The 21,664-nt window shown below is 43.7% G+C and carries 25 protein-coding genes; 24 read left to right on the top strand and 1 reads right to left on the bottom strand.

Annotated features, from left to right (window positions below):
* Positions 1 to 7 precede the first annotated feature (7 nt).
* The 9 genes from aroA (at position 8) to ypjB (ending at position 7,307) form a co-directional block, all read left to right on the top strand.
* Positions 8 to 1,294: a 3-phosphoshikimate 1-carboxyvinyltransferase gene (aroA, locus tag K1I44_RS00235; RefSeq protein ID WP_219984922.1), complete on the top strand. Its 1,287-nt coding sequence runs from the start codon at positions 8 to 10 to the stop codon at positions 1,292 to 1,294.
* A gap of 89 nt (positions 1,295 to 1,383) precedes the next feature.
* Positions 1,384 to 2,637: a tetratricopeptide repeat protein gene (locus K1I44_RS00230; protein WP_219984921.1), complete on the top strand. Its 1,254-nt coding sequence runs from the start codon at positions 1,384 to 1,386 to the stop codon at positions 2,635 to 2,637.
* 31 nt (positions 2,638 to 2,668) lie between these two features.
* On the top strand, positions 2,669 to 3,193 hold the full coding sequence (locus tag K1I44_RS00225) for a ReoY family proteolytic degradation factor (protein WP_091700355.1): 525 nt from the start codon (positions 2,669 to 2,671) through the stop codon (positions 3,191 to 3,193).
* A gap of 102 nt (positions 3,194 to 3,295) precedes the next feature.
* On the top strand, positions 3,296 to 3,730 hold the full coding sequence (locus K1I44_RS00220; RefSeq protein WP_091700353.1) for a YpiF family protein: 435 nt from the start codon (positions 3,296 to 3,298) through the stop codon (positions 3,728 to 3,730).
* Positions 3,731 to 3,859: 129 nt separating this feature from the next.
* Entirely contained in the window at positions 3,860 to 4,369 is a 510-nt protein-coding gene (locus K1I44_RS00215) for a Rieske (2Fe-2S) protein (RefSeq protein ID WP_219984920.1), read from the top strand.
* Between the two features lie 3 nt (positions 4,370 to 4,372).
* Positions 4,373 to 5,047, top strand: coding sequence for a menaquinol-cytochrome c reductase cytochrome b subunit (gene qcrB / locus K1I44_RS00210; RefSeq protein ID WP_091700349.1), 675 nt, complete (start codon positions 4,373 to 4,375; stop codon positions 5,045 to 5,047).
* A 25-nt stretch (positions 5,048 to 5,072) separates the two neighbouring features.
* The gene (locus tag K1I44_RS00205; RefSeq protein WP_219984919.1) at positions 5,073 to 5,840 is read left to right on the top strand and encodes a menaquinol-cytochrome c reductase cytochrome b/c subunit; all 768 of its coding nucleotides are present in this window, start codon (positions 5,073 to 5,075) and stop codon (positions 5,838 to 5,840) included.
* A 57-nt stretch (positions 5,841 to 5,897) separates the two neighbouring features.
* Positions 5,898 to 6,467, top strand: a complete 570-nt coding sequence (gene lhaT / locus K1I44_RS00200) for a lipoprotein heptaprenylglyceryl N-acetyltransferase LhaT (RefSeq protein WP_219984918.1) — start codon at positions 5,898 to 5,900, stop codon at positions 6,465 to 6,467.
* 66 nt (positions 6,468 to 6,533) lie between these two features.
* On the top strand, positions 6,534 to 7,307 hold the full coding sequence (gene ypjB, locus K1I44_RS00195) for a sporulation protein YpjB (protein ID WP_219984917.1): 774 nt from the start codon (positions 6,534 to 6,536) through the stop codon (positions 7,305 to 7,307).
* A 22-nt stretch (positions 7,308 to 7,329) separates the two neighbouring features.
* Here ypjB and K1I44_RS00190 read toward each other — a convergent pair whose 3' ends face one another.
* On the bottom strand, positions 7,330 to 8,190 hold the full coding sequence (locus K1I44_RS00190) for a YitT family protein (RefSeq protein ID WP_003394583.1): 861 nt from the start codon (positions 8,188 to 8,190) through the stop codon (positions 7,330 to 7,332).
* 118 nt (positions 8,191 to 8,308) lie between these two features.
* Here K1I44_RS00190 and K1I44_RS00185 point away from each other — a divergent pair, with 118 nt between their 5' ends.
* From K1I44_RS00185 to K1I44_RS00115, 15 genes are all read left to right on the top strand, one after another.
* Positions 8,309 to 8,641 carry a nucleotide pyrophosphohydrolase gene (locus tag K1I44_RS00185; RefSeq protein ID WP_003394587.1) on the top strand — a complete coding sequence of 111 codons (333 nt, stop codon included), beginning with the start codon at positions 8,309 to 8,311 and terminating at the stop codon, positions 8,639 to 8,641.
* Positions 8,638 to 9,432, top strand: a complete 795-nt coding sequence (gene dapB, locus K1I44_RS00180) for a 4-hydroxy-tetrahydrodipicolinate reductase (RefSeq protein ID WP_219984916.1) — start codon at positions 8,638 to 8,640, stop codon at positions 9,430 to 9,432. The genes K1I44_RS00185 and dapB overlap by 4 nt, the downstream gene beginning before the upstream one ends.
* A gap of 14 nt (positions 9,433 to 9,446) precedes the next feature.
* Positions 9,447 to 9,854 carry a methylglyoxal synthase gene (gene mgsA / locus K1I44_RS00175; protein WP_003394592.1) on the top strand — a complete coding sequence of 136 codons (408 nt, stop codon included), beginning with the start codon at positions 9,447 to 9,449 and terminating at the stop codon, positions 9,852 to 9,854.
* Positions 9,854 to 10,555 (top strand): bacillithiol biosynthesis deacetylase BshB1, encoded by a 702-nt coding sequence (bshB1, locus tag K1I44_RS00170; protein ID WP_003394595.1) that lies wholly within the window; start codon positions 9,854 to 9,856, stop codon positions 10,553 to 10,555. The genes mgsA and bshB1 overlap by 1 nt, the downstream gene beginning before the upstream one ends.
* Positions 10,552 to 11,682, top strand: coding sequence for an N-acetyl-alpha-D-glucosaminyl L-malate synthase BshA (bshA, locus tag K1I44_RS00165; RefSeq protein WP_003394596.1), 1,131 nt, complete (start codon positions 10,552 to 10,554; stop codon positions 11,680 to 11,682). The genes bshB1 and bshA overlap by 4 nt, the downstream gene beginning before the upstream one ends.
* On the top strand, positions 11,682 to 12,875 hold the full coding sequence (locus K1I44_RS00160; protein ID WP_219984915.1) for a CCA tRNA nucleotidyltransferase: 1,194 nt from the start codon (positions 11,682 to 11,684) through the stop codon (positions 12,873 to 12,875). Before bshA ends, K1I44_RS00160 begins: the two co-directional genes overlap by 1 nt.
* Complete coding sequence (locus K1I44_RS00155) at positions 12,845 to 13,825, top strand: bifunctional biotin--[acetyl-CoA-carboxylase] synthetase/biotin operon repressor (protein WP_003394598.1); 981 nt, start codon at positions 12,845 to 12,847, stop codon at positions 13,823 to 13,825. Before K1I44_RS00160 ends, K1I44_RS00155 begins: the two co-directional genes overlap by 31 nt.
* A 224-nt stretch (positions 13,826 to 14,049) precedes the next feature.
* Complete coding sequence (gene panB, locus K1I44_RS00150) at positions 14,050 to 14,880, top strand: 3-methyl-2-oxobutanoate hydroxymethyltransferase (RefSeq protein ID WP_003394599.1); 831 nt, start codon at positions 14,050 to 14,052, stop codon at positions 14,878 to 14,880.
* A gap of 2 nt (positions 14,881 to 14,882) precedes the next feature.
* On the top strand, positions 14,883 to 15,731 hold the full coding sequence (gene panC, locus K1I44_RS00145) for a pantoate--beta-alanine ligase (RefSeq protein ID WP_219984914.1): 849 nt from the start codon (positions 14,883 to 14,885) through the stop codon (positions 15,729 to 15,731).
* Positions 15,732 to 15,743: 12 nt separating this feature from the next.
* The gene (panD, locus tag K1I44_RS00140) at positions 15,744 to 16,127 is read left to right on the top strand and encodes an aspartate 1-decarboxylase (RefSeq protein WP_003394601.1); all 384 of its coding nucleotides are present in this window, start codon (positions 15,744 to 15,746) and stop codon (positions 16,125 to 16,127) included.
* Between the two features lie 65 nt (positions 16,128 to 16,192).
* Complete coding sequence (gene dinG, locus K1I44_RS00135; RefSeq protein WP_219984913.1) at positions 16,193 to 18,835, top strand: ATP-dependent DNA helicase DinG; 2,643 nt, start codon at positions 16,193 to 16,195, stop codon at positions 18,833 to 18,835.
* Between the two features lie 43 nt (positions 18,836 to 18,878).
* On the top strand, positions 18,879 to 19,625 hold the full coding sequence (locus K1I44_RS00130) for a ComEC/Rec2 family competence protein (RefSeq protein ID WP_370627948.1): 747 nt from the start codon (positions 18,879 to 18,881) through the stop codon (positions 19,623 to 19,625).
* A 184-nt stretch (positions 19,626 to 19,809) separates the two neighbouring features.
* Positions 19,810 to 19,980, top strand: coding sequence for a YpmA family protein (locus tag K1I44_RS00125; protein ID WP_003394607.1), 171 nt, complete (start codon positions 19,810 to 19,812; stop codon positions 19,978 to 19,980).
* Between the two features lie 6 nt (positions 19,981 to 19,986).
* Positions 19,987 to 20,475, top strand: coding sequence for a cell wall elongation regulator TseB-like domain-containing protein (locus tag K1I44_RS00120; protein ID WP_219984911.1), 489 nt, complete (start codon positions 19,987 to 19,989; stop codon positions 20,473 to 20,475).
* Positions 20,472 to 21,659: a pyridoxal phosphate-dependent aminotransferase gene (locus K1I44_RS00115; RefSeq protein ID WP_219984910.1), complete on the top strand. Its 1,188-nt coding sequence runs from the start codon at positions 20,472 to 20,474 to the stop codon at positions 21,657 to 21,659. Before K1I44_RS00120 ends, K1I44_RS00115 begins: the two co-directional genes overlap by 4 nt.
* The last annotated feature ends 5 nt before the right edge of the window (positions 21,660 to 21,664 follow it).

Here is a 21,664-nt window from a genome sequence, read left to right as displayed (position 1 = left end):
TGAAATTGTGAATTTAAAAACAAATGTCCATGCATTGCGAGGAGAAATTGCTGTTCCAGGTGATAAGTCTATTTCCCACCGTGCCGTGATGTTTGGAGCATTGGCGAATGGAACGACACGGGTGACAAACTTTTTAACCGGGGAAGATTGTTTAAGCACCATCGATTGTTTTCGGAAAATGGGTGTAGCCATTACGCAACAAGGAAATGAAGTGATCATTGAAGGAAAAGGAATTGATGGTTTCAAAGAACCGACACATATATTAAACGTCGGCAACTCAGGTACAACGACACGTTTATTGTTAGGCATTTTAGCTGCTTGTCCGTTCCATGCTTGTTTAATTGGGGATGATTCGATCGCTAAACGGCCGATGGATCGTGTCACAAAACCGTTAAAACAAATGGGCGCACACATCGATGGAAGGGAACAAGGACGATACACACCGTTAGCGATTCGTGGTGGACAACTCCAGCCCATCACATATCATTCGCCAGTTGCAAGCGCGCAAGTGAAATCGGCTATTTTGCTTGCAGGATTGCATGCGAACGGAACGACGACAGTCATCGAACCACATCAGTCGCGCGATCATACCGAGCGAATGTTGCGTGCATTTGGTGCAGATGTGCGCGTGGATGGATTGAGAGTTTCCATTACGGGACGGCAGACGCTTCGCGCGATCGATATAGAAGTGCCAGGGGATATTTCTTCAGCCGCTTTCTTTTTAGTCGCGGGCGCGATCGTTCCAAACAGCGAAATTACGCTAAAGCATGTCGGAATAAACCCGACGCGCACAGGTATTATTGATGTGTTAAAAGACATGGGCGCAGACGTTTCCATCGAAAATGTTCGCCACGAAGAAAGTGAACCGGTAGCTGACATCACTGTTCGCACATCGACGTTAAAGGCAACCCGTATTGGTGGTGACATCATTCCGAGATTAATTGACGAAATTCCTATCATTGCTCTTTTAGCGACGCAAGCAGAGGGAACGACAGTCATTACAGATGCGAGCGAGTTAAGAGTAAAAGAAACAGATCGCATTGCGACGGTCGTGTCCGAATTGCGTAAGCTCGGCGCTCATATCGAGGCGACGGAAGACGGAATGATAATTCACGGGAAAACGCCACTTCATGCGAACGATGTTATTGTCGATAGTTATGGTGACCATCGCATCGGGATGATGTTAGCGATCGCAGCGTGTGTGGCAAAAGGAAATGTGACTTTACAACGTCCCGAAGCCATTGCAGTGTCATATCCGACATTTTTCGACCATCTTCGCATGTTGCAAAGCTGATTCTAACGAGGATCAGCTTCTTTTTTTGCATGCTTATTCGTTCAATGATATGATAAAGCGTGATGATATGAATGATAAGGGTGAGATTCATGGAAAAATTAAATCAAATTGTTCAACTCGTTGAACAAGGCGATGTAGAGCGCGCACTAGCGCTTGCCGAACAAGTGAAGCAAAACGGAAACGATGAAGAACGATATATGTTAGCTGATCAACTATTTTCGTGGGGATTGTTAGAAGAGGCGGAGTCGCTCGTTCGTATGTTGCTTACACGTTACCAAGACGAACGTGAATTGCAACTGTTTTTAGCAGAAATATATACAGAAATGGATAAAGAGGAAGAAGCGCTTGAGTTGTTGATTGATATAGAAGAAGACGATCCGTATTACGTGCGCGCATGCTTGTTAATGGCAGATCTTTATCAAATGCAAGGGTTGGATGAAGTAAGTGAGCAAAAACTATTAAAAGCGTACGAAAAAATGCCTGATGAACCACTTGTTCAATTTGCGCTAGCTGAGCTATATTTTACGACCGGTCAATATCAAAAAAGCTTGCCATATTATGAGCAAGTTATGAAGCAAGCAAAAACGATAGCAGGTACAGTGATCGCCCAGCGCATCGCGGAAGCATATAGCTTGCTCGGTGAGTTTGAACAAGCGATGGTTTATTATGAACAAGCATTAAAAGAACGTTTCGATGCACATACGTTATTTCAATATGGATTTACTGCATATCAAGCGGAAGCGTATAAAACAGCAATTACGAAATTAAGTGAGTTAAAAGCGCTCGATCGTGAGTACGTACCACTTTATTTATTTTTAGCAAAATCGTATGAACAAGAAGGAGATATACAACAAAGTTACGAAATAGCAAAAGAAGGATTAACGATTGATGAATGGAATAAAGAATTGCTTCTTTATGCAGGAAAAATAGCTTTAAAGCTTGGAAAGCGGGAAGAAGCGCTTAAGTACATTGAACAAGCGTTGGATATTGATTCGGGTTATTTAGAAGCGCTATTTGTTCAAACGAGTTTACTGTTTCACGAGGAACGTTACGAAGATGTCGTTCGCGCGATTCAACAAGCAATTGATCAAGGTGAATACGATCCGCAATTTGAATGGGAGCTCGCTAAGGCAAAACAAAAGCTTGAGATATATGATCAGGCATTAAATCATTATGAAGAGGCATATACTTTTTTTAAAGAAGATCCAAACTTTTTATATGATTTTGGCTATTTTTTATTTGAGGAGGGAAGAAGAGATAGAGCGAAGGCTATATTTGAACAACTATTGCGTCTCGATCCGACGAACGAAGAGGTTGCCCATATGATGTTGCAGTTTGAATGAAGTTGTCATTCGGATGCAAGGGGGGAAGGGAATGGTTTCTGTCCGGGAGAAAAAAGAGTTTGTTCGCTGGTTTTTAAACAATTATCAATTGAAGCGGCGCGAATGTGTTTGGATTTTAAACTATTTATTAAGCCATGATGCGCTCATGGAGAAAGTGCACTTTGTAGAACATGCTGAATATTGTCCGCGCGGCATGATGATGTCGACTCATTGCGTTGATGATGTGCCATTTCGGTTTTATAAGCAAAATGTTGTCACGACAGATGCAGAAAAATCATTTCATGATATTCGTTTAAATCGTGACGAGGATATTTACATTCAGCTTAATTTTCGTGGAGCATTTCATTCACCGCAGTACGTGGCGGTGCTCGAGGAAAATCCGTATATGCCTAATAAAACGAACAAGCAAGACGAGCAAGTTGCTGAGCACGTATTAGCGGAGGCCATTCATCGCTTTCAGCGACAAAAAATTATGCGTCTCATTGATGATGCTCTCGACCGTCAAGATGAGAAACAGTTTCGCGAGCTGACGGAGCGGCTAAAAACGTTGCGATAACTTTTCCGTGTCGCAACGTTTCGTTTTTATACAAATGTCACAAAATGTTCAAAAAAATACATACGTATTTCGTGTAAGATGGAAACATAAGGAGTGGTTTCAATGAAATGGACAGCAAAAGATGTAGATATGTATGAACAAACAAAGGAGTACGTGGACACTGCACTTATTCCGTGTATACCAATTGGCGGCACAAACATGAAAGCGTTTGCTGAAATGAGCGAGCATGTGTCGCTTATTGCAAATGAAGTGGAACGGCAATTTAAAGGGAGGGTGATGCTATTTCCGCCGTTAACATACTTCGTACACGAGCAAGTGCAATCGCGTGTACGAGAATGGACAAACATGTTTAAAACATTCGGGTTCCAACATATATGTTTTCTTACGTCACATGCCGATGTTTCGGACGAGACGTTCATTTATATTCCATCCCTTCCGCTTGAACATGTCGATGAATCGTATAAGCAAAAAATTGTGCGTCAACAAGTTGAGCAAGTGATGGATGCATTAGTGACAAAATGGACGTTAAAAAATTAGATAGCGTTTACACTATCATTATATTGACCTTGGTGGAAACATGATATATCATTAGGTTGTCCTAGTTTTATATATGTGTTATAACAATTCGTCCGAATGGACTTAACTTCGTATAGAGGGGGGAAAACGATGAGCGAGAAAAAGCATCGCGTGTCAAGACGGCAATTTTTAAACTACACGCTAACAGGTGTAGGCGGATTTATGGCAGCCGGCATTTTGTCACCAATGGTACGCTTCGCCTTAGATCCGATTTTAAAAGAGGAAGCTGGGCAAGATATGGTTGCTGTAGCCCAAGTGAAAGACATTACGACAGAGCCACAGCGCTTTGACTTTAAAGTAAAAGTAAAAGATGCGTGGTACGAGTCGGAAGAGCCAAGATCAGCTTGGGTGTTTAAAGATGAAAATGGGGATATCGTTGCCCTATCACCTATTTGTACCCATCTTGGCTGTACGGTGAACTGGAACGGTGATAAAAACAATCCAAACCGTTTCTTTTGCCCTTGTCACTATGGGTTATATGAGAAGGATGGAACGAACGTACCAAATACGCCACCGACATCTCCATTGCACCGTTATGAATACGAAATAAAAGACGGTACGTTATATTTAGGCAAAGCGAAACCACGAGGGGAGGCGTAATACATGCTTAACAAGATTTATAATTGGATTGACGAGCGTTTAGATATTACGCCTTTGTGGCGCGATATCGCAGATCATGAAGTGCCTGAGCACGTAAACCCTGCGCATCACTTTTCAGCATTTGTTTACTGCTTCGGCGGCTTAACGTTTTTCGTCACAGTTATTCAAATTTTATCTGGTATGTTTTTAACGATGTATTACGTACCAGACATTAAAAACGCTTGGGAATCTGTTTATTACTTGCAAAACGAAGTAGCATTTGGACAAATTGTGCGCGGTATGCATCACTGGGGAGCTAGCCTTGTCATTGTGATGATGTTTTTACATACGTTGCGCGTGTTTTTCCAAGGTGCTTACAAAAAACCACGTGAATTGAACTGGATCGTTGGTGTTCTTATTTTCATGGTCATGATGGGACTTGGCTTCACAGGTTATTTATTACCATGGGACATGAAAGCTCTTTTTGCTACAAAAGTAGGATTGCAAATTGCTGAAGCAACACCAATCATTGGTCCGGCAATTAAAACGTTGTTAGCAGGTCATCCTGAAATTGTCGGTGCTCAAACGTTAACGCGTTTCTTTGCTATTCACGTATTTTTCTTGCCAGCAGCATTATTAGGATTAATGGCAGCCCACTTCTTAATGATTCGGAAACAAGGAATTTCTGGTCCACTGTAAAATTTAGTATAAAGGAGGGAATGCTATGCATCGGGGAAAAGGAATGAAATTTGTCGGTGACTCGCGCGTGCCAGCTGTGCGTAAGCCGAACATCCCGAAAGACTATTCTGAATATCCCGGAAAAACAGAGGCGTTTTGGCCAAACTTCTTATTAAAAGAATGGATGGTCGGTGCTGTTTTTTTGATCGGTTTTTTATGTTTAACTGTTGCGCATCCTTCACCGCTTGAGCGGGTTGCAGATCCGACAGATACAAGCTATATTCCGCTTCCAGACTGGTACTTTTTATTTCTATACCAGCTGTTGAAGTATTCGTTCGCATCTGGACCTTATACTGTTATCGGAGCTATTGTCATTCCTGGACTTGCATTTGGAGCGTTATTACTTGCACCATTTTTAGATCGCGGTCCGGAGCGTCGTCCGTCGAAGCGCCCAGTTGCTGTCGGTATGATGTTGCTTACACTTGCTGCAATCGTTTTCTTGACATGGGAATCAGTTGTTACACATGACTGGGAGGCAGCAGCTGAACAAGGAAAAATTCGTGCGGAAGTAGAGATTGATACGAATGCAGAGGGGTATAAGATTTTAGAAGCGAACACATGTTTAACATGTCACGGTGAAAATTTACAAGGCGGTCCAGCTGCGCCATCGCTTGTTGGCACAGGTTTATCTCCTGAAGAAGTTGCTAATATTGCGAAAAACGGTGTAGGAAGTATGCCAGGCGGTCTTTTCCAAGGAACAGATGAAGAATTACAAAAACTTGCAGAGTTCGTCGCAGGTTTAAATGCAGAATAATTTGTGAAAGCTGACTGAACATCAGTCAGCTTTTTTGTACATGCGGGAGGTAACATCATGCTATACATACGTGAATGGTTGATGCATCGCTCGTTTCTTACACTACTGCTCATTGTCAATATCATCGGTACGATTTACGGGTATATATGGTATGGACAGCAACTAGCGGAAACACCAACGATTTTTCTTCCGTTTGTCCCTGATAGTCCAACAGCAAGCTTATTTTTTGTTTTTGTTTTAATGGCATGGCTCCGTCATACACATTGGCCGCTAATGGAAGCGTTAGCGGTTGTTACGCTCGTCAAATACGGCATTTGGGCTGTTGTGATGAATATGCTTGTATTTGTTATCACAGGACAGCTCGGTTGGGCAGGATGGATGCTTGTTGTGTCCCACGGGGCAATGGCTGTGCAAGCGTTATTGTATGCTCCCCATTACCGCATGTCTTTTATTCACGTTGCCATTGCTGCGATTTGGACGCTACATAACGATGTAATTGATTACGTGTTTGGCATGATGCCGCAATATCAAATGTTATCACAATATACGCTACAAATTGGATATTTTACATTTTGGTTAAGCATCTCGTCCATCGCTGTTGCGTACATTTTTTCCCGTCGACGATAAATCGTGGTCTATGTCTCTTTTTGCGGTCATATATTCAATAGTAAGATCGTAAGGAGGGACAAGGAGATGCGCATTCGACTCGTCATGATGTTTATCATCATTTACTTATTTCCGTATGCAGCATATGCAACAGGGCATGAATGGGACAAACTTGATCAAATTTCTGATGAAGCGCTTCAGTTAACAAAAAATGCCCGCTTACAAGAAGCGAAGCAACTGTTGGAATATTTCGAACAACAATTTACGTTATTTCGTGAAGACATTCATTCGATGGATGTCATATATGTGTTAACAGCTACGCATGAAGAAGCATTAAAAGCGGTAAGTGCATCGAGTGTGCCGATGGAACAACGGGTCAACCAGCTGACGCAATTTCGTCTCGCGGTCGATGCAGTTCAGGCGAAACATCAACCGCTTTGGAAAGAAATGAAGTTCGCTGTCATGTCTGCGTTCGAAAAAATGAAACAAGCGATGGAACAAGAAGACGAGCAATCGTTTCAACAAGCTTTTCATCAGTTTTTACAGCGATATCAACTCATTGAACCGAGCGTGAAAATTAACGCGGATCGTGAACATGTGCAACGTGTATCCGCCCACATTTCTCTTTTAGAAGCGCCTGCCTTTCAGCAATTACATGCAACGGAGCGAATGAAAGAGTTGCGTCAAATGGAAGAAGACTTGCAAGCATTATTCGCCGATGAAAAAAAAGAGGCAGCGCTCCCATCGCTTTGGTGGGTGATGACGTCAATTGGTGGAATGATTATTATGACGTTAACGTACGTCGGTTGGCGAAAATACCGCGGTGAAAAGGAAAGAAGAATGGTGCGAGATAAACAATAAAAGCGTCCAGCGTTGGACGCTTTTATTCATGTAGCGGCTGTTTATTTTCATCGAGCGTAAACCCTTCACCATGTACGTCATGCACATCGCTAATCGCAACGAACGCATATGGATCGACAGACGTAATAATCGATTTTAAACGGGATAATTCGTTTTTCGCAACAACGCAATATAACACATCGCGCTCTCGTTTTGTATACGAGCCAATTCCTTTTAAAATGGTCACTCCTCGCTCCATCTCTGTCATAATTTTTTCCGAAATTAAATCGCTTTTTTCGGAAATAATCGTTGCTCCTTTTGCTGCATATGCCCCTTCTTGCAAAAAGTCGATGACGCGCGCACCGACAAATACTGCAACAAGCGTATACATTCCTTCACGATATGGCAAATATGTGAGCAAAGAAAGAAAAATGACGCACGAGTCAAAGAGAAACATCGTTTTCCCCATGCTGACACCTTTATATTTGTAGACGAGGCGGGCGATAATATCAACGCCTCCTGTTGTTCCCCCGTATCGAAAAATAATACCGAGACCCACCCCGATAAAAACCCCAGCAAATAACGCAGCTAACGTTAAGTCATTATTGAGCGGAATATGAAATCCGTATCGTTGAAAAACCCAAAGGAATACAGATAAACTGACGGTTCCGAGAATCGTATAAAAGAACGTCGTACGTCCAAGCAATTTCCATCCAATAAAAAAGAGAGGGACGTTCAATATCAAGTTGGAAATAGAAGGATCAATACCAAACATAAAGTACAAAAGAAGGGTGATGCCTGTGAACCCGCCTTCTGCTAATTTATTTTCCATATTAAAATGGACAAGTCCGAATGCAAAAATAGCCGAACCTAACAAAATGAATGCGACATTTTTTAGCTTCATTATCTTCACCTCTTGAGTATGACTGCGTTTTTTATTATAGAGGAATGTTATGATGTCCGTCAAAAACATTTGTCAAATGTCCCACTTTTAGCTAACATGAATGTAAGAGGTGAAAGCAATGGAGAAATCGATGCGGCAAATGCAACAAGAGGTCGATGCATATATTGGACAGTTTAAAGAAGGATACTTTAGCCCATTGGCGATGCTTGCTCGTTTAACGGAAGAATTGGGTGAATTAGCTCGTGAAGTAAACCATTATTACGGAGAAAAGCCGAAAAAGAAAACGGAACGAGAAAAAACGATTCAAGAAGAACTAGGAGATTTATTGTTTGTCCTTATATGTATGGCCAATTCATTACATATCGACTTACAAGAGGCGCATGATGCGGTCATGCACAAATTTCAGACGCGAGATCGCGATCGTTGGACAAGAAAGGAAGAGGAACAATGATTCGAATTGTTATCGCAGGACCACGTGGACGAATGGGACGCGAAGCTGTCTCCCTCGTTCATCGTACAGAACATTTTAACCTCGTCGCCGTCGTTGACCGAGTGAATGAAGGAAAAACGTTAGCTGAACTGGACGGTTTTCCTGCCATCGAAGCCCCAATTTTTATTGATTTAGAACGATGTTTGCAAACAGTGCAAGCGGATGTGCTAATTGATTTAACGACGCCGGAAGTCGGAAAACGTCACGCGGAAGTTGCGCTGCGCTACGGCGTTCGTCCTGTTGTTGGCACGACAGGGTTAACAGACGATGATTTAGCGCGGTTAACACAAATAGCCGAAGAGAAAAAAATAGGTGCGATCATTGCTCCAAACTTTGCTATAGGTGCAATTTTAATGATGAAATTTGCACAAATGGCGGCAAAATATTTTCCACATGCAGAAATCATTGAACTTCACCACGATCAAAAGCTTGATGCCCCATCAGGTACGGCATTAAAAACGGCTCAGCTTATTCAACAAGTCCGTTCTTCATTCATGCAAGGGCATCCAGCTGAAAAAGAGACGATCGAGGGGGCCCGCGGTGCGTTATATGATGGTATGCGCATTCATAGCGTTCGCTTGCCGGGGCTTGTCGCGCATCAAGAAGTCATTTTTGGCGGCGATGGCCAAACGTTGACGATTCGCCACGATTCGTTTAACCGCGCATCGTTCATGTCGGGCGTTCGCTTTTCTGTTGAAACGGTAATGAAACTAGAAACGCTCGTATATGGATTAGAGCATTTAATTGAATAAGGGAGGCGTTGCTAATGAAAATTGCATTAATTGCGCACGACAAGAAAAAAGAAGAGATGATCCAGTTTGTAACTGCTTATCAACACGTTTTGGCTGAGCACGAGTTATATGCGACTGGAACGACAGGATTGCGCATTCAAGAGGCAACAGGGCTTTCGGTTCACCGTTTTCAGTCCGGTCCACTCGGTGGTGACCAGCAAATAGGTGCGATGATTGCGAATAACGACATGGACATGGTTATTTTTTTCCGCGATCCACTGACAGCGCAACCGCATGAACCAGATGTCAGCGCTCTCATTCGTCTTTGTGACGTTTACGCCATTCCGTTAGCGACAAATATGGGAACAGCTGAGGTACTTATACACGGTTTAGAGCGCGGCGATTTTGCATGGCGAAATATTGTGAAGCGAGGACATGCATAATGCATATGTTAGCGTTTGGCGCCCATCCCGATGATGTGGAAATCGGAATGGGTGGAACAATTGCGAAATACGCCCAACAAGGATATGACATCGGGATATGCGATTTGACGCTTGCGGAATTATCGTCAAACGGAACGATACATACTCGTCAACAAGAAGCGAAGCGAGCAGCGAATATTCTTGGCGTTCGCACGCGCATCCAGCTAAACCTTCCTGATCGCGGATTAGTAATTCAAAAGGAGCATATTGATCCGATTGTAACGGTTATTCGTACGTACCGTCCGAAAATTGTATTTGCCCCATATTGGGAAGATCGTCATCCTGATCACGGACAATGCGCGAGGTTAGTGGAAGAAGCGTTGTTTTCTGCCGCTATTCGCCGATACGAAGATGGCCGAAAGCTACCTCCGCACCGCGTACATGCTGTTTATTTTTATATGATTAACGGATTTCATCGCCCGCACTTTGTCGTAGATATTAGCGATACGATCGATCAGAAACTAGCGAGCTTGCGGGCATACGAAAGCCAGTTTCAACGAACGAGCGATTCGGTTGACACACCATTGACGAACGGCTATATTGAAACCGTTGAAAGCCGTGAGCGATTGCTCGGAAAGGAAGTCGGGGTTTCGTTTGCGGAAGGATTTATTTCGAAAAAACCACTTATACTTGCACACGATTTGTTAGGGGAAGAACGATGAGGCTGAAAATAGGAATTGTTTGCTATCCGTCGGTCGGCGGCTCAGGAGTCGTTGCGACGGAATTAGGGAAAATGCTTGCTGAGCGTGGTCATGATATACACTTTATTTCATCAAGCATTCCGTTTCGATTGAACAAGGTGTATCCAAACATTTATTATCATGAAGTAACGGTGAACCCATATTCGGTATTTCAATACCCGCCGTATGATTTGGCATTAGCTAGTAAAATCGCGGAAGTCGCTAAGCGTGAACATCTTGACATCATTCACGCACATTACGCTGTTCCGCATGCTCTTTGCGCCTTTTTAGCGAAGCAAATGGTCGGTGAACATTTGAAAATTGTGACGACATTACATGGTACAGACATTACTGTTCTTGGATACGATCCGTCGTTAAGCGACTTAATTAAATTTGGCATTGAACAGTCAGATGTCGTCACAGCTGTGTCAAATGCATTAGCGTCGCAGACATATGAGCTGTTAGACGTGCAAAAGCCCATCCAAACAGTGTATAACTTTGTTGATGAACGCGTATACAGCAAACGACGAAACGATGAACTTCGTCGCCAATACGGCATCGCTCCGCACGAAAAAGTAGTTATTCACGTGTCGAATTTTCGTAAAGTGAAGCGGGTATGCGATGTCGTTCGCGCGTTTGCTCTCGTTGTCAAACAAGTGCGGGCAAAATTGCTTCTCGTCGGCGATGGACCAGAAATGACGGTCGTCTGTCGTCTAGTGAAACAACTCAATTTATGCGATCATGTGCGCTTTTTAGGCAAACAAGAAAACTTAGCGGACTTATATTCGATTAGCGATGTAAAATTGTTGCTATCAGAAAAAGAAAGTTTCGGACTCGTCTTACTTGAAGCGATGGCTTGTGGCGTGCCTTGTGTAGGAACGGCGATCGGCGGCATTCCTGAAGTCATTGAAGATGGAAAAAACGGCTTTTTATGCGAACTAGGTGATGTAGACGGTGCGGCGCATCAAGTCGTTCGTTTACTGACGGATGAAAGTGTTCGTGAAGCAATGGGACAAAAGGCGTATGAGACGGTGTATGAAAAATTTTATTCTGAGCGAATTGTGGCACAATATGAACAAATTTATTTTCAACTTAAAGGGGATGAATGATGAACGAACAATTTCGCCAGGCGCTCCCCGTTATCGAAACATTAAAACGTCACGGACATGAAGCGTATTTTGTCGGTGGGGCGGTGCGTGACTATTTATTAAAGCGGCCGATCGGAGATATTGATATTGCCACGTCAGCTCATCCGCATGAAGTTATGTCCATCTTTCCAAAAACAGTTCCTGTCGGCATTGCGCACGGAACGGTCATGGTCATTGAACGCGGTGTGTCGTATGAAGTGACGACTTTTCGAAAAGAAGGGCGGTACGAAGACTATCGAAGGCCGAAAGACGTCACGTTTGTCCGTTCTCTTTATGAAGACTTACAGCGGCGTGATTTTACAATCAACGCTATCGCCATGAATGAACATGGTGACATGATCGATCCGTTCGGTGGAATGGAGGCGTTAAACGATCGTATTATTGAAACGGTTGGCGATGCTCGCGAACGATTTAGCGAAGATGCTTTACGAATGATGCGGGCGCTCCGATTCGTTAGCCAGCTTGGATTTTCTTTATCCGCCGAAACAAAACAGGCGATCGTGCAGTACGGCCATTTATTGCAACATATCGCTGTTGAACGCATCGCAGTTGAGTTTGAAAAACTGTTGCTCGGTTCATTTATGTCAAAGGCGATAGAGCTTCTAGTCGAAACGAATTTGTTTTCTTACTTGCCAGAGCTTGCGACAAAAAAGAAGGAGCTTGCTCAACTAGCCGCATATTCGCTCGTCCCCGTCCATCGTATCGAGGCGTGGGCGCGATTTGCATACGTCGCTCGTCTCGATAGCCAAGGGTTAAAACAATGGAAATTATCGAACCATTTGATTCGTGATGTTTCGATTTGTTTAGAAGCGCTTGAACGTATTCATTCGCTTCATGACTGGACAACGGATGCTTTGTATGAGTACGGGCGATACATTCCACATATCGAGCGTCTACGCGCGGTGCTTCATGGTGATGAACCGCACGTGCAGCATTTGTTGAAACGATGGGAAGCATTGCCGATTCGCGAGCGAAAGCAATTAGCAATTAACGGTCACGATTTGCTTGCTTTATTTGAGCGGAAAGCGGGGCCTTGGTTAGCAGAAATGATCGGGAAAATAGAGCGTGCCGTGCTTCGTGGCGAAGTGGAAAACGAGAAAGAGAAGCTGAAGGAGTGGGCGGTGTGCAATCAGAAACGAGAAAACAATTGTTGAAATTATTTACAGAAGCAGGCGATACGTTTTTGTCTGGGCAAAAAATTAGCGAGCAACTCGGTTGTTCTCGAACAGCGGTTTGGAAACATATCGAAGACTTAAGAAGAGAAGGATTTGAAGTGGAAGCTGTTCGCCGGCTCGGTTACCGTCTGAAACAAATGCCCGACAAGCTCAATGCAAATGAATTGCAACTAGGCTTGAAGACGAAGCGATTCGGTTGGAACGTGTACGATCAAGAAAGCGTTCCGTCTACGCAACAACTTGCGCATCAACTTGCCCATGAGGGAGCGGAAGAAGGAACGATTGTCATCGCGGAAGAGCAAACGGCAGGGAGAGGACGTTTAAACCGAATATGGCATTCACCGAAAGGGACAGGCATTTGGATGAGCGTCATTTTACGTCCATCCATTCCGCCGCAACAAGCCCCTCAGTTGACGCTTCTAGTTGCTGTTGCGGTCGCTCAAGCTATTCAGGAAGTGACGAATATCGTTCCGGATATTAAATGGCCGAACGATATATTACTGAATGGGAAAAAAGTCGTCGGTATTTTAACGGAGTTGCAAGCTGATCCTGATCAAGTGCGAGCAGTCATCGTCGGGATTGGTATAAACGTGAATCAAAAACAATTTCCAAATGATATCGCTTCGCTTGCCACATCGCTAGCGATCGAAACAGGACGAACGTTTCATCGTCCGAAGATCGTTCAAACATTGTTGCAAAAATTAGAACAGTTATATGAGCAATATTTACAGCACGGATTTTTACCGATTAAACTATTATGGGAAGCCTACGCCATAACGATTGGTCAACAAATTGTAGCGCGCACGTTAAACGGTGCTGTTCGTGGCACCGCCCTTGGAATTACAGATTCAGGAACATTGAAATTACAAGCAGAAGATGGAGCGATCCATTATATTTATTCAGCAGACATTGAAATAAAAAAACAGTAGGAAAATTTCGAAATATTTGTTAAAATGAAAGCGATTGAAATTGGGCGGTATCTTTGTAAGAACTGCACCATGTATATTCACACAATTTATCGTTGTTTCTGCCTTGATCCGATTGAACGGACTGGGACAGAGGGATGGAGTGAAACAAAAAGTCCTTCTTTCTCTTTTTGGCAGAAAGAAGGCTTTTTTTATCCATTTCCTCTGCATATGAGAGGAGGATGTATATGAAAACAAAACTTGATTTTTTAAACATGAAAAAAAATCATGAACCGATCGTGATGCTGACTGCTTACGACTATCCGTCAGCAAAGCTTGCGGAAGCAGCAGGCGTCGATATGATTTTAGTCGGCGACTCGCTCGGCATGGTCGTATTAGGATACGACTCAACGATCCCTGTAACAGTTGAAGACATGATTCATCATACGAAAGCTGTTCGACGTGGTGCACCGAATACGTTTATCGTCACCGATATGCCATTTATGTCGTACAGTACGCTCAATGATGCGCTCACGCATGCGAAGGCGATCATGCAACAATCGGGAGCCAATGCAGTGAAAGTGGAAGGAGCGGGCTCGGTATTGCAAATTATTTCTGCTTTAACAGAAATGGGAGTTCCTGTTGTTGCACATCTTGGCTTGACGCCACAATCGGTCGGCGTATTAGGAGGATATAAAGTGCAGGGGAAAGATGCCGAAAGTGCGAAGCGCCTTTTAGAAGAAGCGAAAGCGTGTGAACAAGCAGGGGCAATCGCGCTCGTTTTAGAATGTGTGCCGAAGCAGCTCGGGGAAGCGATTACGAAGCAGTTGACGATTCCAACGATCGGCATCGGAGCGGGGATTGGCACGGACGGACAAGTGCTTGTTTATCATGATGTGCTCGGATATGGCGTTGGCCGTGTGCCGAAGTTTGTTAAACAATATGCAAACGTTCAGCAAACGATACAACAGGCGTTAGCCGAATACGTTGCCGACGTCAAGACGCGTCAGTTTCCGGGCGATGAACAATCGTTTACAATGAATGAGCAACAATGGCTTGCGCTATATGGAGGGAAATAGGCGTGATTACAATCGAAAAAATTGAACAAATGCAAGCGCACATAATGGCTGAACGGCAAAAAGGAAAAACTGTCGGCTTCGTGCCGACGATGGGCTATTTGCACGAAGGTCACGTTGCGTTATTAAAGCGAGCGCGTCAAGAAAACGATATCGTTGTTTTAAGCATTTTTGTCAATCCGCTTCAATTTGGACCGAATGAAGATTTCGACCGTTATCCGCGCGATTTTGAGCGCGATTATGCGATCGCTCAACAAGCAGGTGTTGATATCATCTTTTATCCATCGGTTCATGAAATGTACCCGCATGAGCCGTCCGTCACGGTTCGTGTTCATGAGCGCATCGACGTGCTTTGCGGAAAATCCCGTCCTGGTCATTTTGATGGGGTGGCAACCGTTGTGACGAAACTATTTCATATTGTCATGCCGCATCGCGCGTATTTTGGAATGAAAGATGCTCAACAAGTGGCGGTCATAGATGGGCTCATCCGCGATTTTCATTTTCCGATTGAACTTATTGCTGTTCCGACAGTGCGTGAGGAAGATGGACTTGCGAAAAGCTCGCGCAACGTGTATTTAAGTGACCGTGAGCGACAAGAAGCTTCTGCGTTATATGCTGCTTTACAAAAAGGGAAAGCGACCATTGAGGCAGGGGAACGCGATGTAGAGACGGTACGAAAAGCGATGATTGACTATATTGAGCGACATACGAGCGGCGTCATCGATTACGTTGAAGCTTATTCGTATCCAGAGTTAAAGCCACTCGAGACGTTACAAGGAAAGATCATCCTTGCGCTTGCTGTGCGGTTTACAAATGCGCGTTTGATTGATAATATCGTTATGAACGTACAATAAGGGGGAAACATGATGTTTCGCACATTAATGAACGCTAAAATTCATCGTGCTCGCGTGACGGAAGCGAATTTAAACTATGTCGGCAGCATTACGATCGATGAAGATATTTTAGATGCGGTCGGCATGGTGCCAAATGAAAAAGTACAAATTGTAAACAATAACAATGGGGCACGATTTGAAACATATATTATTCCAGGTGAAAGAGGAAGCGGCGTATTTTGTTTAAACGGGGCAGCCGCTCGTCTCGTTCAAAAAGACGATATTATTATCGTTATTTCGTACGTGCTCGTACCAGAAGAAAAATTAGCTTCGCACCGTCCAAAAATTGCAATTATGGACGAGCATAATCGGATTAAAGAATTGATCGTGCAAGAGCCGGCGGCGACCGTTTTATAACGGGAGCCATGCCGCCTCTTTTTGTTTGTCATTCAACGTGTTGTACAGATGTGAGGTGGAAAAAGATGAACGATCGCTTTGTCGTCGTCGATATTGAAACGACAGGAAACGCACCGAAAAAAGAAGATCGCATCATTCAAATCGGTTTTGTCGTCATCGAAGACGACAAAGTTTGCGAACGCTTTTCAACATTCGTTCAGCCAGAGCGGGATATCCCGCCGTTCATTCAACAGTTAACGGGTATTGATCATACGATGGTGCACGATGCTCCCCCATTTCATCATATCGCGCCAATGCTTGTGAACAAATGGGAAGGGGCCTATTTTGTTGCACATAACGTTCATTTTGACTGGGCTTTTTTACAGGAGGAATTTATTCGTAGCGGAATACAGCCACCGACGTGTCGTCTTTTAGATACGGTTGAACTAGCTCGCTTTCTTATGCCAACCCAACCAAGCTATAAGCTCGGTCACTTAGCTGAAGCGTTGTCGCTAACACATGATCGCCCGCATCAAGCAGATTACGATGCTGAAGCGACCGCTCAACTTTTTTTATTTTTGCTGCGCAAGTTATCTCATTTACCGCTCGTCACGTTAAAACAACTGCGGCGACATAGTCGACCGTTAAAAAGTGAGTTGACCGCTCTTTTTGATCGAGTCATTGCGAAAAAAGAACGGTCGCTTCAAACGGACGAATCCGTTGTTGAATATGAAGGAATTGCTATAAAAAGGTGGCTTTCACCGAAACGAGACGATCGCCCTGAACATGTTCCGTCTTTTTCACAATGGCTTGCGTCCCGTCCATTTGTTTCGCCGTTTGAATATCGCCAAGGGCAACAACAAATGATGAGCGATGTCAACGATGCGTTTCAAACGTGTCAACATGCGTTAATTGAAGCGGGAACAGGTATTGGAAAAACGATGGCGTATTTACTCCCTGCTGCGTTTTATGCTGTGCAACATGAGAAACCAATTGTTGTCAGCACGCATACGTTGCAGTTGCAAAAGCAAATGATAGAAAAGGAATTGCCGCGCATGGCACGGCTCGTACCTTTTTCATTCACAACTGCTGTTTTGAAAGGGAAACGAAACTATATTAGCGTACGGAAATTTGCCCGTACGTTAAAACACGTAGACACAAACTATGATATCGCCCTAACAAAATGTCAGCTGCTCGTTTGGCTGACAGAAACAGAAACAGGAGATGTAGACGAACTGAACTTGACGGCGGGAGGTGCGCTATTTTGGGAAGATGTGCATAGCGATGAAACAAACGAGGAGCACGATTTTTTTATACGTGCGAAAGAAAGGGCGAAACACGCTCATCTGATCATTACAAATCATTCATTCGTTATGCATGATTTAACAGCGGACGACACATTTCTCCCCCCATATGAACAGCTTATTATTGATGAGGCTCATCATTTAGAAGATGTCGCAGCCCATTTTTTTGGCAGGCACGTTTCATATGAGTATGTTCGTTTATTGTGGACGCGGATGAACGACACGGCTATCATGCATCAGATGGGTGCACTCCGCTCGCTTTTGGCGGATATGGAGTATGAACTGAATCAACTGTTTCAGTCTCTTCGCCATTATGTGTTGCGTCGACAAAAAGGGGATGGACGCATTCGCTATCGTTTCATTCCTTGGAAAGAATATGGAAGAGAATGGAGCGCGATAATCGAATTGCTTATGCGCATCATGAACGATGTACGGCAATTGGCACAGATGAAAGAAGATGTACCGCGGGAAGATATGAAACCTTTTACGACGTTTATAGATGTGTTATCGACGCTACAACATTTATTAACGAGCGATGACGATCATATTGTTCGTTGGTTAGAAATGGATACAAAGGCTGCCATCAATGCTGTTACAGTCATTTCACAGCCGATCGATTTAGCTCATTTTTTTGCTGATCAATTATTTGCTCGTAAAAGAAGTGTTGTTTTAACTTCTGCTACGTTAACGACGAACAATTGTTTCTCGTTTATCATTGAGCGTCTCGGTCTTCACGATTTTTATCCGTTCACGCGTATCATCCCGTCACCATTTTCTTATGAAAAGCAAGCTGTGCTTATGGTACCGAGCGACTTGCCGATGTTTCCGACTGCGACGGTTGAACAGTACGCTGAGCAAGCAGCTCAACAAATTATCTGCATCGCTGAACGTATAAAAGGGCGCATGCTCGTGCTATTTACGTCGTATGAGCTATTGAAACAAACGTATGCGTTCGCCAAGCAAAATGATGAGCAATCATTTGTATTACTTGCCCAAGGGGTAAGCGGAAGCAATGCGGCGAAGTTGACGCGACATTTTCAACAGTTTGAGCAAGCTGTACTATTCGGTACGAGCAGCTTTTGGGAGGGAGTGGACTTTCCAGGGGATGAAGTGACGTGCGTTGTCATCGTTCGACTGCCATTCGCCCCACCGGACGACCCGGTGGTAGCTGCAAAAAGTGATTACATTCGCGCAAAAGGAGGCAACCCATTTTACGACTTATCGTTGCCGCAAGCTATTTTACGTTTTAAACAAGGATTCGGACGACTCATTCGCACAAAAGAAGATCGAGGGATCGTTTTCGTTTTAGACCAACGTTTATTCACTGCATCATACAGCAAATACTTTTTACAATCGTTGCCGCCCATTCGTATATATCATGCTCCACTTGCGGAACTTTTACAACATGTCGATGAGTGGCTATAATTTTCCCTTCATCAGTAAAAGATAAGAGATGTAGATGAAGGGAGTGGACGGCTTGCAATGGGTGTTATTTTTTATGCTCGTCAATAGTTTAATGCACCCCTCACCTGAAGAGCACATTCAAAAAATTGATATGATGCTTGAAGAGGAAGAAATGGCGATCATTTTTTTGCCATTGAGTGATGGGGAAGCGACGTTGTTTAAACATGCAAGCGGAAAGACCGTGTTGCTAAATACAGGTGCGCCACATACGGAACGCGAATTAAAAAGATGGTTTGAACAGTTTCATGTGACAGAAATTGATGAACTCATTTTAACGAGTGATGATCGAGAATATACTGGAAATGTAGACTGGGTCATGAAAACATACGAACCAACGGTAATTAAAGAATGGGAAGAGAGTAAAAAATATGAGCCTTTTCCAAATTTTAAAATAAGCCCGCTTTATGTTGCACATGGAGATGTAACAATGTCGCTACAGTATGGGCGACTTCGCCTCTTATATATGGCGCATGCTGATGACGATGTGGAGCAAAAGCTTATGAAATTGCCGCTGAGTGACGTAAACATATTGAAAATTGCCCATTTCGGTTTAGTTGACTATCCACGTACGTCTTTTTTAAAACATGTTGATCCGCAAGTGGCAATCATTTTTAAAAAGCATGGGAGTTGGCCGAATGAGCGATTGCTTGAACGGCTGTACGCGGCTTGGATTGATTGTTATGAAACAAGTCGCTTTGGTGTCATCGTTGTCAAATGTAACTTAAAGGAATACGATGTGATGACGTTTTAAAAAAAGGGCCAACGTTCGGCCCGTGGTGTGTACGATAGGAATTTTTTTAATTCAAATTGACCAATGTAGGAAACCGTTGCTACAATGAAGATGTTTATACACCTCGGAAGGTGTGTAATTGTATTGTTTCCGTCGAGAAGAGACGATATAAGTAACAAAATTTGTGCACATGGAGGATCGGGTCGTGGAAAGTAAAATCGAAGTATTAGCAACTGTCAAAGTTCAATACTCATCAGACTTATACAAAATTGTCGACTGCTTAAATCGAACGTTAAAAGAGAAAGACTTAATGTTCGGATTGGCGCTTGATGAAGAAAACAAAGAGAAGGCTGTGTTTACGATTTATCGAACGTAAGAAGGGATGAGGGTGAAAAAGGGAATCATTGCTTTTGCATGCATGTTGTTTGGCGCGCTGTTGTTATATGCGAACGCCTATAGCGATGCGATGTCGTCGCAACGGGCGAGCGAACAACGCGCCGTACAACAAGCTGAGAAAGAAGGGATTGTTCAAGTAGATGACGTATATACGTATCGAGGAAGCGATGTATATGTGATCGTCGTCGGTAAAAACGAAGAAGGCGAGCAACGGATCGCATGGGTGACGGAAAAAGGGAAAGTCGTTGCGACACGACGTGCCTCGGAAGGAATAACGAAACAGCAAGCGTTATCTTTCGTACAGCCGTACCGTCCAAAAACGGTAGTTTCGGTGAAATTAGGCATGGAAAAAGGTGTCCCGCTTTGGGAAATTACATATATTGACGAGCGAGATCGTTATTCGTTTTATTACGTTCGTTTTGAAGACGGGGCATTTTTAAAAAGATATCATTTTGCGAGGGGGAAGGATGTATGAAATTAGCGAAGCGTGTTGCAGCGTTGACGCCATCATCAACGCTAGCCATTACGGCGAAAGCGAAAGAATTAAAAGAAGCAGGACACGATGTCATTGGGCTCGGTGCCGGAGAGCCAGATTTCAATACACCGGAACATATTATGGAAGCAGCTGTAAAGGCGATGCACGATGGACATACAAAATATACGCCATCTGGTGGGCTAGCGACGTTGAAACAAGAAATTATAAAGAAATTTCAACGAGATCAACAATTGGATTATAAACCATCTGAAATCATTGTGTGCGTTGGGGCAAAACACGCGCTTTACACACTATTTCAAGTGATTTTAGATAAAGGCGATGAAGTCATTATTCCAACGCCGTATTGGGTGAGCTATCCAGAACAAGTGAAGCTAGCTGGCGGGGTACCTGTTTATGTGGAAGGACTTGAAGAAAACGAGTTTAAAATTACACCGCAACAATTAGAACAGGCGATGACAGATCGCACAAAAGCGGTCATTATTAACTCGCCAAGCAACCCAACAGGCGTCATTTATACGAAAGAAGAGCTACAAGCGCTCGGTGAAGTATGCTTAGCTCACGATGTGCTTATTGTGTCGGATGAAATTTATGAAAAACTAATATACGGTGGACATGAACACATTTCGATTGCCCAGCTTTCACCTGACCTAAAAAAACAAACGATCATTATTAACGGGGTATCTAAATCGCATTCGATGACAGGATGGCGAATCGGTTATGCGGCAGGGGACGCTGATGTGATTCGTGCGATGACGGATCTCGCCAGCCATAGTACATCGAATCCAACATCTATCGCTCAATATGCAGCAGTTGCAGCATATAGCGGGCCGCAAGAGCCAGTCGAGCAAATGCGTCAAGCGTTTGAAGAACGTTTAAATATCATTTATAATCGTCTAATCCAAATTCCTGGATTCTCATGCGTGAAGCCACAAGGTGCATTTTATTTGTTCCCGAATGCAAAAGAAGCAGCAACGATGACCGGATACGAAAGTGTCGATGCGTTTGTCGAAGCGCTGCTTGAAGAGGCGAAGGTAGCGCTCGTTCCGGGTTCAGGTTTTGGTGCACCGAATAACGTGCGTTTGTCGTATGCGACATCACTTGATTTACTTCATGAGGCGCTTGATCGTATCGACACGTTTATGAAGGAAAACATGCGCGGCTAGTCACA

The sequence above is a fragment of the Anoxybacillus sp. ST4 genome (assembly GCF_019448545.1).
Lineage (GTDB): Bacteria > Bacillota > Bacilli > Bacillales > Anoxybacillaceae > Anoxybacillus > Anoxybacillus pushchinoensis.
Note: the sequence above shows the minus strand (reverse complement) of the source record. Positions and strands in the feature narration are given on the sequence as shown.

Excerpts from the sequence above, each read along its gene's own strand:
- K1I44_RS00230 (WP_219984921.1), top strand. The coding sequence starts at position 1,384 with ATGGAAAAATTAAATCAAATTGTTCAACTCGTTGAACAAGGCGATGTA.
- K1I44_RS00225 (WP_091700355.1), top strand. The coding sequence starts at position 2,669 with ATGGTTTCTGTCCGGGAGAAAAAAGAGTTTGTTCGCTGGTTTTTAAAC.
- K1I44_RS00220 (WP_091700353.1), top strand. The coding sequence starts at position 3,296 with ATGAAATGGACAGCAAAAGATGTAGATATGTATGAACAAACAAAGGAG.
- K1I44_RS00215 (WP_219984920.1), top strand. The coding sequence starts at position 3,860 with ATGAGCGAGAAAAAGCATCGCGTGTCAAGACGGCAATTTTTAAACTAC.
- qcrB (WP_091700349.1), top strand. The coding sequence starts at position 4,373 with ATGCTTAACAAGATTTATAATTGGATTGACGAGCGTTTAGATATTACG.
- K1I44_RS00205 (WP_219984919.1), top strand. The coding sequence starts at position 5,073 with ATGCATCGGGGAAAAGGAATGAAATTTGTCGGTGACTCGCGCGTGCCA.
- lhaT (WP_219984918.1), top strand. The coding sequence starts at position 5,898 with ATGCTATACATACGTGAATGGTTGATGCATCGCTCGTTTCTTACACTA.
- ypjB (WP_219984917.1), top strand. The coding sequence starts at position 6,534 with ATGCGCATTCGACTCGTCATGATGTTTATCATCATTTACTTATTTCCG.
- K1I44_RS00190 (WP_003394583.1), bottom strand. The coding sequence starts at position 8,190 with ATGAAGCTAAAAAATGTCGCATTCATTTTGTTAGGTTCGGCTATTTTT.
- K1I44_RS00185 (WP_003394587.1), top strand. The coding sequence starts at position 8,309 with ATGGAGAAATCGATGCGGCAAATGCAACAAGAGGTCGATGCATATATT.
- dapB (WP_219984916.1), top strand. The coding sequence starts at position 8,638 with ATGATTCGAATTGTTATCGCAGGACCACGTGGACGAATGGGACGCGAA.
- mgsA (WP_003394592.1), top strand. The coding sequence starts at position 9,447 with ATGAAAATTGCATTAATTGCGCACGACAAGAAAAAAGAAGAGATGATC.
- bshB1 (WP_003394595.1), top strand. The coding sequence starts at position 9,854 with ATGCATATGTTAGCGTTTGGCGCCCATCCCGATGATGTGGAAATCGGA.
- bshA (WP_003394596.1), top strand. The coding sequence starts at position 10,552 with ATGAGGCTGAAAATAGGAATTGTTTGCTATCCGTCGGTCGGCGGCTCA.
- K1I44_RS00160 (WP_219984915.1), top strand. The coding sequence starts at position 11,682 with ATGAACGAACAATTTCGCCAGGCGCTCCCCGTTATCGAAACATTAAAA.
- panB (WP_003394599.1), top strand. The coding sequence starts at position 14,050 with ATGAAAACAAAACTTGATTTTTTAAACATGAAAAAAAATCATGAACCG.
- panD (WP_003394601.1), top strand. The coding sequence starts at position 15,744 with ATGTTTCGCACATTAATGAACGCTAAAATTCATCGTGCTCGCGTGACG.
- dinG (WP_219984913.1), top strand. The coding sequence starts at position 16,193 with ATGAACGATCGCTTTGTCGTCGTCGATATTGAAACGACAGGAAACGCA.
- K1I44_RS00120 (WP_219984911.1), top strand. The coding sequence starts at position 19,987 with ATGAGGGTGAAAAAGGGAATCATTGCTTTTGCATGCATGTTGTTTGGC.
- K1I44_RS00115 (WP_219984910.1), top strand. The coding sequence starts at position 20,472 with ATGAAATTAGCGAAGCGTGTTGCAGCGTTGACGCCATCATCAACGCTA.